We start from the raw sequence: 12,225 nt of genomic DNA, 5'->3' as shown, positions 1-12,225 counted from the left end.
ACCCGATCTGTCTCACGGTTCACCCACATGTCAAGCGTGTCGCTGTTCCGCCGGTTGACTGCCGCCCGGCGTGGACGTGCGTGGCAGTGTCCGGCGGTGCCGCAGTGATGTCGAGGTCAATCACTCCTGGAAGGAAGTGCCGTGGCACCGGTGCTGGTCGGACTCGAAGGTCTGCTGGCGGGGGAGCGCATCCCGGTCCTGGACACCCGCGTCACCTTTGGGCGCAACTCGGAGAACACCGTCGTCATCTCCAGCCTCAGCGTCTCCCGCTTCCACGCGGAGATCGTCTTCGACGAGGACAAGGGTTACGTGCTGCGTGACCTGGAGAGCAGCAACGGCACGCTGGTCAACGGGGAGGAGGTGGAGTCCCGGCTGCTGCAGCCCGGTGACGAGATCACCCTGGGCGACCAGGAGTTCCGCTTCGAGGTGGCGGACGCCATGGAGACGCTGATGGCGCTCTCCCTGCCCCGGTCCGTCACGCACGCCGGGCAGAAGAGCGAACAGGGACCGGTACTCCAGGTCACGGTCGCGGGCGGTGGTCCCGTCGGCCTGTCCCTCGCGCTGCTCCTCGAACACTTCCTCGGGCCCCAGGTGAAGATCACCGTCTACGACGGCAGGTGGCGCAAGCAGGGCCGTTCCGTGGTCTGGAAGAGCAAGGACGAGGGCAACGTGCGGCGCCAGCAGGTGGTGACCGTGCAGAGCCGTCAGTACCTCGCATGGCCCGAGGAGGTGCAGGCCCGCCTCTTCGACCCGGAGCACTACACGGAGATGTGGCCCTCCGGCCCCGACTCGGTCGGCGACCACAGCCCGCGCAACATGCGCATCGCCTACATCGAGGACCGTCTGCTGGAGCTGGCCAACGAGAAGCGGGACCGGATACGCCTCGTACCCGCCCGGTTCGACCCGGCGGAACAGCAGGAGGCACTCACCTCCCAGCACGTGCTCGCGATCTGCGACGGTGGCCGGTCGCGCACCCGGGAGCACTTCGCCGCCCGGTTCGGCAAGGCCGACGAGTCGATCTACTCCCTCGACGGCCGCCACCTCCAGGACGTCGTCCTCGGCCTGCGCGTGAAGTCCGGTCTGACCGACCCCATGGCGGTGCTGCTGACGGTCGCCCAGAACCGCTTCCTGCTGAACTCGCTGCGCGGCGAGGGCTTCCTCAACATGCGGCTGACCGACGCCGAGGCCGCCGAGGTGATCGGCCTGGACCCGGTCCGCCGTGTCTTCGAGGAGTGCATCGCCTCCCGGCCGTGCCTGATGGACCGCGACGAGTACGGCGACTTCCAGTGCTCGACGCACGGCACGCTGTTCCTGCCCGCCCTGGTCAAGGGCTCGGCCCTGTGGCGGCGAGTGCAGGAGGGGCTGCTGCTGTACGGCGTCGAGGCCGACGACCTGTCCGCGGTCACCAGCTTCCGCCTCGACATGGTGCAACGCCCCCGGTTCTCCGCCGAGTTGCTGCCGCCCACGTCGAGCTCGCCCGGCACGTACGGCTTCCTGCTCGGCGATGCCGCGAACGCGATCCACTTCTGGCCGGGCCGCGGCCTCAACAGCGGCCTCGCCTCCGCCATCTCGCTGGCCCGTTCCCTCAACGGGGCGTGGAACGGCAGGCCGTTCAGGGACGCGGACTTCCTGCGGCACGAGGCGGCGATGTCCATGCTGCAGTACCGGCACAAGAGCCGGGCCTGGAAGGCGATGGTCACCACCGACGACCGGGGTGTCACCTGGGCGATCAAGGACATCATCGGCCACGGCATCGACGGGATCCCCGAGGAGCCCGACCGTGAGGCCGACACCAAGACGCTCCTGGAGCGCATGCAGGCCATCCGCGACCGGCTGGCCACCCGCCTGTCCGGCATGCCGGACGACGAGGCGATCCTGGAACGCCTGCGCACCCTGCAGCCCGCCACCCTGCGCATGCTCGTCCTCAGCGGAGCCTGGGACACCCTGACGATGGGCGGCGAGGAGGTCGACATCGACATCTTCTACGGCCAGGACTCCTCCGCAGCGGCAGCGGCCGCCGCGGCACTGGAGCCGGCCGCCCAGGCCTAGGGCCTGTCTGACCATTCCCGTCTGCCTCGCGACGCCATGCACGCTCCCCCAGAGGGGGTACCCCCACTCGCCGCACCGGGCGCAGACCCGAGTGCGTCCCGTACGAGGGCCTGCGCCCGGCACGCCGAGAGCACGCACCTGACGCCGCGAGGCCGCCCTCCGGGCGACGACGGGAATGGTCAGACAGGCCCTGGCTCACCGGGTGCCCCGGCCGACCCCGTCCGCCGGACCGTTCGTACCGGCGGGCGGGGCCGGCCCCCGGCCCTGCCGTCGTGCACCGGCCGTCAGATGTGCGGGCGGCGGCCCTTCTCCTGGCGGGGGAAGGACTGGTCGGCGCCGGGCAGGGTCGGCTTGGGCAGCGTGGCCACTTCCTCCTGCGCCTTCTCCAGCTGCTCGGCGGTGTCCTCGGGGAGCCGGGGCGCCCGGGGGCGGGCGTCGCGGAAGCGGAACGCGGTGGTCAGGTCGCCGAAGGTCGCCCGCCGCCAGTCGCTGACGTTCGGCTCCTCGACGCCGGTGAACCGCTCCAGGAACTGCAGCGCCGACGTGTGGTCGAAGGCCTCCGAGGCCACCCAGCCGCCCACCGTCCACGGCGAGACGATGATGGCCGGGACCCGGAACCCGCCGCCGATCGGCAGTCCCCGGACGAACTCGTCCTTCGTGCCCGCCGGCGGGGTCGGCGGCGCCACGTGGTCGAACAGGCCGTCGTTCTCGTCGTAGTTGAGGATGAAGGCGGTCTTCCGCCACACCTTCGGGTTCGACGCGATGGCCTCGATCTTCGACGCCACGTAGTCGGCACCCGCGGCCGGCAGGTAGTCCGGGTGCTCCGACTGGTGGCTCGTCGGGCAGATCCACGACACCGTGGGGAGCCGGTCGCCCCGCGCGTCGTCCTCGAACGTGCCGTGCACCTGCGGCCGTACCCCCCGCTCGTACAGGTCGGAGCCGGGCTGCGCGTTCTTGAACGACGCGAACTGCTCCAGCATGTTGGTGCCGTAGTCGTCTTCCTCCTGGTACACCTTCCAGCTGATCCCGGCGGCCTGGAGGCGCTCGGCGTACGTGGTCCAGCGGTACGGCGTGGGCGCCGCGTTGCTGATGACCGGGCCGCCCCGGGTGCCGCCGGGGTCGATCGAACCCGTCATCCACATCAGGCGGTTGGGCCAGGTCGGGCCGAACACGGAGCAGAAGTAGTTGTCGCAGATGGTGAAGGTCTCGGCGAGGGCGAACTGGAAGGGGATGTCCTTGCGGGTGTAGTAGCCCATCACGTAGGGGCCGTTGACGCCGTCGGCCGTGCGGTGGGCGGGCAGCCACCGGTCCATCTTGCCGTTGTTCCATGCCTGGTGCTGTACGGACCAGGCGTGGCTCGTGGAGGGGATGGCCTGGGCGCTCGACCTGTGCGTGTCGAGGTGGAAGGGCAGCAGGTAGCCCCTCGGGTTGACGGCGTCGGGCTGGTAGAAGACGGACCGTCCGTCGTCCAGCTTCAGGGCGTGCGGGTCGGCGAAGCCGCGGACACCGGAGAGGGTGCCGAAGTAGTGGTCGAAGGAGCGGTTCTCCTGCATCAGCATGACGACGTGCTCGATGTCCTGCAGGGAGCCGTTCCTCGGCGGTTCGGCGGCGACGGCCTTCTGGACGCTGGGCGGCAGGAGGGAGAGGGCCGCGGCACCGCCGATCGCGCCGGCGGCGGAGCCGAGGAGTCTGCGACGGGTCGGTTCGGCCATGACTGCTCCTTTCTCGGGCCCTCCGGCAGGAGGGCCTTTGCGGGAGTGACGGCAGGCCCGGCCACGAGGACGGGCCGCCGTTCACAGTGGGCCCCGGGCGGTGCGGTGCGTCAGGTGCGGCTGGTGAACTCCGGGCCAACGCACGGAGGGAATTTACCGATCCGTTAGGTCCAACACCCGCTGGACGCGTAGGTGTTGCCGGGTGTTATTGAACGATGGCCGCTACATGAATCATGTACGGCCGGGCGGCGCGCAGGGCAGTGCGGAGCGGCCGCCGACGCCGGACCGCACGACGGGTGCCCGGCGCTCCCGATTCGCTGCCGCGCATCTCCGGACACGGGACCGGCCGGGCCGCGCCGTTGCCGGCCGCCGATTCTTGATCCATGTTTTACGTCCCCCGGGGAACTGGAACCCGTGCTGCAGCAGTCTGACGGACAGTGGGGCCTGCACGGGCCGCAGAGCGAGACGAGTGAGTGGGGCAGGGCGTGGGACGGCGCAAGGGCGGTATAGGCATCGCAGTCGGTACGGTCGCAATGCTGGTGGGGGTGACCGCCTGCGGCGGCGGGGGCGGCAGCGACAAGGCGAGTGGGGACGACGCGAAGGCGTCCGGGACGCCGAGCGCGAGCGCCTCGCCCAGTCCCACGAAGCCCGCCGGCCCGCCGATGCTGCTGGACACGATCACCCCGCAGACGGGCACCACGGTCGGCGTCGCCATGCCGATCTCGGTGATCTTCACGAACCCGGTGGCGGCCAAGGCGAAGGCGAACGTCGAGAAGCACATGAAGATCAGTACCTCGCAGCCGGTGGTCGGCGCCTGGCACTGGATGGGCGACCGGCGCGCCGACTGGCGGCCGAAGACGTACTGGCCCTCCGGCACGAAGGTGAAGGTCGACGCCGACATGACGGGCGTCAGCAACGGCAACGGCCGCTACGGCGTGCACGGTTACACGCACACCTTCACGGTCGGCGACGACGTGCGGGCGGACGTCTCGGTGACCGGCCACACCATGAAGGTCACCCGCAACGGCCAGACGGTGCGCACCCTGTCGATCAACGCGGGCAGCGCCCAGTACCCGACGTGGGACGGCACGATGGCCGTCATCGACAAGCAGGAGAAGGTCCACATGACCTCCTGCAGCGTCGGCATCAGCTGCGACAAGGGCAGCCCGAACTTCTACGACCTGACGCTGCCCTGGGACGTCCACCTCACCCAGTCGGGCACCTACGTGCACTACTCGACCGGCGACCCCAACCCGGGCAGCGGCAGCGCCCGCGGTTCGCACGGCTGCGTCCACCTGTCGCTGTCGGACGCCAAGTGGTTCTACGGCCAGGTCAAGCAGGGCGACCCCGTCACCATCACCGGCTCGCCCCGGGGCAAGGCCCCGGCCGACAACGGCTACGCCGACTTCAACCTGGGCTGGGACCAGTGGCTCACGGGCAGCGCGTCAGGAGAGGAGACGTCCTCGGCGCTCTGACCCACGGCGGGCGGGTGACCGGCGCTCCTCCGGGAGGGGCGGCCGGCGCTCCCGCCCGGGCCGGCCCAGGACGACTCCGGCCAGGGCCAGCACCAGTCCGCACAGCTGCCGGCCGGTCAGCACCTCTCCGGCGACCGCCGTGCCGAGCAGGACGCCCGTGACGGGGTTGAGCAGACCTATCAGCCCGACCGTTCCCGCCGGCAGATGGCGCAGCCCGGTGAACCAGGCCACGAAGGCCAGCGCGGTGGCGACCAGGGAGGCGTAGCCGAACGCGAGCAGCGCCGGTGCGGAGAGCGCGGGCGGCGGCCCCTCCACCGCCGCGGCGACCGGGAGCAGGAAGAGTCCGCCGGCCGTGAGCTGCCAGGCGGTCGAGGCGAGCACGTCGGTGCCGGCACCCCAGCGCTTGGTCAGGACGTGCCCGAAGGCCGACACCAGCATGGCGGCGGCCGAGGCCAGGACCCCCGGCACGCTCGTACCCGCCACCCCCGTGAGCAGCATGAGGCAGACCCCGCCGAGTCCGAGCACCGCGCAGGCCGACTGGGCGGGCCGGGGCCGCTCGGACACCAGGGGCCAGGCGATGAGCATCATCGTCAGCGGGGACACCGCCATGACGGTCGAGGCCACGCTCGTCGGAAGCAGCTGGGAGGCCGCGTAGACGAGAACGAAGAACACGCTCATGTTGAGCAGTCCGAGCACCGCAGACCGCCACCACCACGCACCGCGCGGCCGCTGCCTGCACAGCGCCAGCAGGACGAGCCCCGCGGGCAGCGCCCGCAGGGCGGCCCCGTAGAGCGGGCGGTCGGCCGGCAGGAACTCGTGTGTCACGTAGTAGTTGGCACCCCAGGCCACCGGCGCCACCGCGGTGAGCGCCACCCAGCGCATATTAGCTTCCATGGAAGCTAATATAACTTCCGGGGAAGGTATTGTGGAGGCATGGAGCACGGTGAACCCCTCGACCGCGTGGCCCGCATCCAGGCCGACTGGCGCCGCGAGCGGCCCGACGTCGACGTCGGCCCGCAGGGGGTGATCGGCCGGCTGCACCGCCTGGCCGGCCGGCTCACCGACGAACTCTGCCTCGTCTACGGCCGCTACGGCCTCAGCGAGGGGGAGTTCGACGTACTGTGCGCCCTGCGCCGTGCGGGGGAGCCCTACGAGAGGGCGCCCGGCGAACTCGCCGCGCACACCATGGTCACCACCGGCGCGATGACCAAGCGGATCGACCGCCTCGAACGGGCCGGACTCGTCACCCGCCGCCGCTCCGACGACGACCAGCGCGGCCGTATCGTCGCCCTCACCGCGCCGGGGCGCGACCTCGTCGACCGGGCCTTCACCGACCACATGCGCAACGAACGCCGCCTGGTGGACCTGCTGACCCCCGCCGAGGCCGAATCGCTGGAAACCCTGCTCACCACCTGGCTGGCCCGCATGGAGGACCCGGACGCGCCCGGCGGCGGGTGACCGGCCCTAGCCATGCGGCCACGCTGCAAGGGTTCACTCGCAGGAGTGAACCTCGCGCGCTCACGGCAGGGCTCGTTCCAGAGTAGGGGCCCGGGGAGCGGGGGAGGCGGCAAAGCCGTGATCGGCTCACCTTGCGTCGGCCCGCCAGGAGGATGGGCGCATGGTGTGGATGATGTGGGACGCGGAAACCTCCTTCGTCGGCCGGGCGGCGGAACTCGACCGGATCGCCGCGGAGATGGGCCGGAGCAGGCTGGTCACCCTCAGTGGCGCGGGCGGGGTCGGCAAGACCCGGCTCGCCCAGCGGGTCGTGGCCCTGGGCACGGCGGCGGGGGCAGGCGCGGAGGTCGCCTGGGCGGACCTGTCCCCGCTGCGCAACGCACACCTGCTGGCGGCCACCGTCGCGGACGCGCTGGGGCTGTCCGACCACACCTCGCGGCCGCCGGCGGACGCCGTGTGCGCGTGGATCGGCGATCGCAGGACGCTCCTGGTACTCGACTCCTGCGAGTACCTGCCGGCCGAGTGCCGCGACCTGGCCGGCGACCTCCTGACGGCCTGTCCGAACCTGCGCATCCTGGCCACCAGCAGGGAACCGCTGCGGGTGCGCGGCGAGGCGGTGGTCGGGATCGAGCCGTTCGCCTCGGCGGCGGAGGCGGTCGCCCTGTTCGCCGACCGCGCCGCGGCGGCGGGCAGCCCGCTCGTGGACGACAGCGACCGGCAACTGGCCGCGGGCCTGTGCGAACAGCTGGAACGGCTCCCGCTGGCGCTGGAGCTCGCGGCCGGTCAGTTACGCGGCATGTCGCTGGCGGACCTCTGCGCCGGCCCGTACCGGGCGGTGGACCTGCCCGCGGCGCCGGCGCGCAGGTGGCCGGCCCGGCACGCGGCCCTGCGCACCACCATCGGCTGGAGCCACGAGCTGTGCACCCCGCAGGAGCGGCTGCTGTGGGCGCGGCTGTCCTACCTGCCCGCCTCCTTCGACGACGAGCTCGCGGGGCAGCTGGCCGGCGGCGGCCCGCTCTCGCCGGGCAGTGTCGGGTGGACCCTCGTCTCGCTGTGCGAGAAGTCCGTGGTGGTCCGGAAGGACGGGGTGTACCGGATGCTGGACGCGGTGCGCGAGTACGGCCGGATGTGGCTGGCCGAGCTCGGTGCCGAACAGGAACTGGCCCGCCGTCACGCCCAGTACGTGCTGGCCCAGACCCGGCGGGCGCACCGCGAGTGGTTCGGCCCGGCGCAGCGGAGCTGGTACCGGCGGATCGGGTTCCTGCACTCCGACATCCGCCTGGCCGCCGACCACCTGCTGGCGACCGACCCGGCCGCGGCGCTGGAGATGATCGGCAATGTCACCTTCTTCTGGGTCTGCTCCGGCTACCTGTACGAGGCCCGCCAGTACCTGGAGGCGGCGACCGTCCCGGCCGCCCGGGACCGGGACGAGACCTGGGTGCAGGGACTGTGGAGCCTGGGGCTGACCCTCACCCTGCAGGGCGAGCAGGCCGCCGCGCACGAGACGGCCGCCGCGTGCCGGCGCGCCGCCACCGAGGCCCTCGACGACGAGGGGCTGGGGCGGGCCGCCTACCTGGAGGGCCTGCTGCACCTGCTGGAGGGGCGGCCCCTCGCCGCGGTCGACGGCGTCGAGACGACGGAACCCGCCGCCCCCGCCCTCCGCCCGGAGCAGCTGACCGCGCCGACGGTGCTGTGCCGCCTGGTGCACGTCTTCGGGCTCACCGGCTCCGGCCGACTGGACCGGGCCCGGCACGAGGCCCTCGAACTCCGCGACCTCTGCGCCGGGCTGGACGAGCACTGGACCCGCTCCTACGCGGAACACCAGCTGGCCCTCATCGCCTTCCTCGCCGGCCGGCCGCAGGACTCGGTACGGCACGCGCGGGCCGCTCTCGACGCCAAGCAGCACATCGGGGACGCCTTCGGGATCGCCATGGTCATGGACCTCCTCGCCATCGCCCTGGCCGACGCGGGGGAGGAGCCCGCCGCCGCCTACGCCTTCGGCGCGGCGGCCCGTTTCTGGGAGACGGTGGGACATCCGCAGCGCGGCACACCGGAGATGGCGGCGCTGCGCGGCGAGTGCGAGGACAGGCTCGTGCGCCGCATGGGACTGAGGCGGTACGGCCAGACTTTCCGCCGGGCGGCCACCGGTGACGCACGCTCACTCGTGTCCTGGGGCGCGTACGGCGGGCCGGTGCCCGAGCAGTGACACCGCGGGCGGCGTCCGTGATCAGCGCGGCGGCTGCCCCGGCGGGGGATCAGGATCGAGCTCCTGGGGCGTCCGGCACCAGCCGCTGGGCACGGACGGGAAGTCACCGGATTCGGGCAGCGGCACAGTCCCTCGCCTCCTCGGCGCAGCGCCGACAGGCCGCGGCGGCGCGTTCCGTGGCCCGGGCACATCCCGGTGCGCCCCGCCGACCGCGGGGCGCACCGGGACCGGCGTTCAGGTCAGCCCGAAGGCCTGTGCGCCGGACCCGTTGCAGTCCCAGATCTGCAGGCGGGTGCCGTTGGCGGTGGCGCCGCTGGGGGAGTCGAGGCAGCGTCCGGACTGTGGGTTGAGCAGCGAGCCGTCGGCCTGCTGGACCCATTTCTGGCCGCCGACCCCGTTGCAGTCCCACAGCTCGACCTTGGTGCCGTTCACCGTGCCGTTGCCCACGATGTCCAGGCAACGCCCCAGCGTGGACAGAGAGTTGTCCGAGCCGTGGTACCAGTGCTGGTCGATCGCGTACGACTGGCAGCCCCACAGCTGGACGGCGGCGCCGTCGCCACCGGTGTCGTCGGCGGCCACGTCCACGCACGTGCCGCCCGGGCCCTTGACCGGCCCGCCGCCGTTCACCGAGAACTTCTGTGCGCCGGACCCGTTGCAGTCCCAGATCTGCAGGCGGGTGCCGTTGGCGGTGGCGCCGCTGGGGGAGTCGAGGCAGCGTCCGGACTGTGGGTTGAGCAGCGAGCCGTCGGCCTGCTGGACCCATTTCTGGCCGCCGACCCCGTTGCAGTCCCACAGCTCCAGCTTCGCCCCGCCGGCCGTGCCGTTGTTCTCGATGTCGAGGCACCGCCCGAGGGTGGACAGCGAACCGTCCGGGTTGTGCGTCCAGTGCTGGTCCTCGGCGTACGTCTGGCAGTCCCACAGCTGGACGGCGGCCCCGTCGGTGCCGGTGTCGTCGGCGGCGACGTCGACGCACTTGCCGCCCGGTCCGGTGACCGTCCCCTGCGGGCCGTTCGGCACGTCCGTCTCGCCGCTGTAGCCGACGGAGACGACGTTCGCCTGCACGGCGTTCTCGGCGGCGTCGGTGGGATAGCCGGAGACCATCACGCCCTCGAAGAACGTCCCCCGGTTCCAGTTGCTGTTGTCGCCCCCGATGCCCAGGATGATGCCGCCCTCCTGCTGCATGGGCTGGTAGCCGCCCCGGGTCGGCAGCGCCCCGTCCCACCAGGTGGAGAGCTCGCCGGACCGGGCGTCACCGCCCTTGAGCGCGTAGCGGGTCCGACCGTTGTTCTTCAGCACGGCGGTGACGAAGGTGGAGCTGTTGCCGCGGTTCGCCGTGTTGGAGCCGTTGTCGCCCTGGAACATGCCGTTCTCCAGGTCGGCCTCCACCCACGGGCCGCTCCCGGTGCACGGCGCGAAGTAGCAGGTGGTGGCGATGGACACGGCGTCCATGTGGCCGTTGCCGGTGTCCGCGGGGGTGCGCTCGGCGTTGCCGTAGTCGAAGCAGCAGGCGGAACCGACATGGGTGCCGCTGGCCACCATGTAGGCGCCCTCGGGCTGTCCGTCGACGGCGACACCCGAGGCGACACCGGTGTAGCGGTAGCCGACCCCGGGGGAGATCCAGAGCCCGTAGACCTTGTGACCGCCCGCGGTGACGGCGATCTCGGACGCGTCGGCCCCCCGGTCGGCACCCGTGCCGGCGGTACCGGCGGGCCCGGGCGTGAGGTCGTTGTGCCGGCCGCTCTGGTCGTAGATCTTCGTGATCCGGCAGCCGCCGTCCGCGGCGCAGAAGGCGTCCTGGGCCGCCGCGTCCGCGTACCCGCCCTGGGTCAGCGGTCCGATGTCGGCGGTGGCCCCGTCCGAGACGCGGGTCACCTGGTACAGCGGGCCGGCGTAGGAGGAGAACAGCGCGCGGGTGACGCTGTGCGCGGCCACGCACGGGGTACCCGCCGCGGCGTAGATGTCGCAGGGCAGCGACCCGGCGGCCTGCGAGGCGGCCGGGAACCCGAGCAGCAGCCCGAGAGCGAGACCGAGGGAGGCCAGTACGGCCGCCACCCGCGGCCTGCGTAACCGCAATCTTGGCGAGTTCATGACACGCGAGACGGGCGGGGATCCAGGCATGGACGTCCCTTCGAAGCTGGGATGGGGGAGGCCGCACCGAGGCGCGGCGGCACAGCTCGCAGATCGGCTCGGCCCGGAACTTACGCACGCTGTTCGAGTCCGTCAATATTTGTTGCCTTTTTTGGTTCAGACCAGAGCCTGGAGGCGGCGGTTGCAGGAGCACAGCCCGCGCGCGTGACATCGCCGTTCCGGGGCAGCCGGTTGGGGTGTGAGGTGTTCACATCCGCCGCGGAGTTCGCTTCGGCGAATCTCTGCCGGGGAAACCCTCCGCCGGTGGAACGGGGGAGGCGGCGGGTCCGGAGCCGTACCCGACGGCCTGTGCGAACCCGGCCCGGCGACCCCGCCGAAGCCGGTCGCCGAACTGCCCCGGCAGGTCCGCGACGAGCTCGTCCGCAGGCTCCGGCGGAACAACCGGGCCTTCCGCTGCGGCGACATCCAGATCGTGGAACCCCCGCTGCTGAGGCGCGCGGTCGGCGCGTCGGCGCTCGGCAACTGCATGGAGTGGTTCGAATTCGGCGTCCACAGCTAGTTGGCCGCCACCATCGGCAAGGTCTTCTTGCCCGGAGCCTCCCCGGGCGCCCAGGTGACTCCTCGTTCGCCACCTTCGCGGCCGCGTTCGGCGTACGGCCCCTCGGCGGACTCCTCGTCGGGCCGCTCGGCGACCGGGTCGGCCGGCAGAAGGTGCTCGCCACCACCATGATCATGATGGCGCTGGGCACCTTCGCCATCGGTCTGATCCCGAGCTACGCCACCATCGGGATCGCCGCGCCGGTCCTGCTCCTCGTCGCCCGCGTGGTCCAGGGGTTCTCCACCGGCGGCGAGTACGGCGGCGCGACCACGTTCGTCGCCGAGTTACTCGCCGGACCGGCGCCACGGCTTCCTCTCCAGCCGGCTCGACTTCGGCACCTTCGTCGGCCACGCCCTCGGCTCGGCCCTGGTCACCGTGCTGAACGTGCTCCTCACCGACCAGCAGATGCTCACCTGGGGCTGGCGCCTGCCGTTCCCGATCGCGGGCCCGCTGGGCGTGATCGGCCTCTGCATACCCCACCACCTGTGCGCGGAGCCCCCTTGGCCACCGGGAAGCCGGGTACGCGGGAGTGGGGGGGGGGGGGGGGGGGCCCCCCCCCCCCCCGGCCCCCGGGGGGCCCACCCCGGCGCGCCGGGGGGGCGGGGGGGAGGGTGGGGGATAGCCTGACGGGTGGGGGCTGGT

General features: G+C 72.1%; 7 protein-coding genes and 1 pseudogene. 5 read left to right on the top strand and 3 right to left on the bottom strand.

Translation table 11 applies throughout. The annotated features are described in order from the left end of the window. The first annotated feature begins 141 nt into the window (after nucleotides 1–141). Nucleotides 142–2,049, top strand: a complete 1,908-nt coding sequence (locus tag AB0472_RS43200) for an FHA domain-containing protein (protein WP_366364895.1) — start codon at nucleotides 142–144, stop codon at nucleotides 2,047–2,049. 284 nt (nucleotides 2,050–2,333) lie between these two features. On the opposite strand, the gene AB0472_RS43195 is transcribed toward AB0472_RS43200, so the two are convergent. After that, complete coding sequence (locus AB0472_RS43195; protein ID WP_366364893.1) at nucleotides 2,334–3,761, bottom strand: alkaline phosphatase family protein; 1,428 nt, start codon at nucleotides 3,759–3,761, stop codon at nucleotides 2,334–2,336. 533 nt (nucleotides 3,762–4,294) lie between these two features. Here AB0472_RS43195 and AB0472_RS43190 point away from each other — a divergent pair. Further along, nucleotides 4,295–5,236, top strand: coding sequence for a L,D-transpeptidase (locus AB0472_RS43190; protein ID WP_366364941.1), 942 nt, complete (start codon nucleotides 4,295–4,297; stop codon nucleotides 5,234–5,236). Here AB0472_RS43190 and AB0472_RS43185 read toward each other — a convergent pair. Continuing rightward, the gene (locus AB0472_RS43185) at nucleotides 5,207–6,118 is read right to left on the bottom strand and encodes an EamA family transporter (protein WP_366364939.1); all 912 of its coding nucleotides are present in this window, start codon (nucleotides 6,116–6,118) and stop codon (nucleotides 5,207–5,209) included. The genes AB0472_RS43190 and AB0472_RS43185 overlap by 30 nt on opposite strands. Before the next feature lie 51 nt (nucleotides 6,119–6,169). On the opposite strand from AB0472_RS43185, the gene AB0472_RS43180 reads away from it, so the two are divergent. Both AB0472_RS43180 and AB0472_RS43175 read left to right on the top strand, forming a co-directional pair. Beyond that, nucleotides 6,170–6,694 (top strand): MarR family transcriptional regulator, encoded by a 525-nt coding sequence (locus tag AB0472_RS43180; protein ID WP_366364892.1) that lies wholly within the window; start codon nucleotides 6,170–6,172, stop codon nucleotides 6,692–6,694. A 160-nt stretch (nucleotides 6,695–6,854) separates the two neighbouring features. Then, a complete protein-coding gene (locus AB0472_RS43175; RefSeq protein WP_366364890.1) occupies nucleotides 6,855–8,897 on the top strand; it encodes an NB-ARC domain-containing protein in 2,043 nt (680 codons plus the stop codon). Nucleotides 8,898–9,131: 234 nt separating this feature from the next. Here the strand turns inward: AB0472_RS43175 and AB0472_RS43170 are convergent, their stop codons facing one another. Continuing rightward, nucleotides 9,132–10,985, bottom strand: a complete 1,854-nt coding sequence (locus tag AB0472_RS43170) for an arabinofuranosidase catalytic domain-containing protein (RefSeq protein ID WP_366364937.1) — start codon at nucleotides 10,983–10,985, stop codon at nucleotides 9,132–9,134. A gap of 346 nt (nucleotides 10,986–11,331) precedes the next feature. Here AB0472_RS43170 and AB0472_RS43165 point away from each other — a divergent pair. After that, nucleotides 11,332–12,051, top strand: a pseudogene (locus tag AB0472_RS43165) (MFS transporter); the annotation flags it as partial. Nucleotides 12,052–12,225 lie beyond the last annotated feature (174 nt).

Source organism: Streptomyces sp. NPDC086777 (assembly GCF_040702065.1).
In the GTDB taxonomy this organism is placed as follows: Bacteria; Actinomycetota; Actinomycetes; order Streptomycetales; family Streptomycetaceae; genus Streptomyces.
The sequence above is the reverse complement of the archived record's forward strand: the minus strand, read 5'-3'. Positions and strand labels throughout refer to the sequence as shown.

What these genes read in the sequence shown, in the direction of transcription:
- AB0472_RS43180 (WP_366364892.1), top strand. Translation starts at nt 6,170, where the DNA reads ATGGAGCACGGTGAACCCCTCGACCGCGTGGCCCGCATCCAGGCCGAC.
- AB0472_RS43175 (WP_366364890.1), top strand. Translation starts at nt 6,855, where the DNA reads ATGGTGTGGATGATGTGGGACGCGGAAACCTCCTTCGTCGGCCGGGCG.
- AB0472_RS43195 (WP_366364893.1), bottom strand. Translation starts at nt 3,761, where the DNA reads ATGGCCGAACCGACCCGTCGCAGACTCCTCGGCTCCGCCGCCGGCGCG.
- AB0472_RS43185 (WP_366364939.1), bottom strand. Translation starts at nt 6,118, where the DNA reads ATGCGCTGGGTGGCGCTCACCGCGGTGGCGCCGGTGGCCTGGGGTGCC.
- AB0472_RS43170 (WP_366364937.1), bottom strand. Translation starts at nt 10,985, where the DNA reads ATGAACTCGCCAAGATTGCGGTTACGCAGGCCGCGGGTGGCGGCCGTA.
- AB0472_RS43190 (WP_366364941.1), top strand. Translation starts at nt 4,295, where the DNA reads ATGCTGGTGGGGGTGACCGCCTGCGGCGGCGGGGGCGGCAGCGACAAG.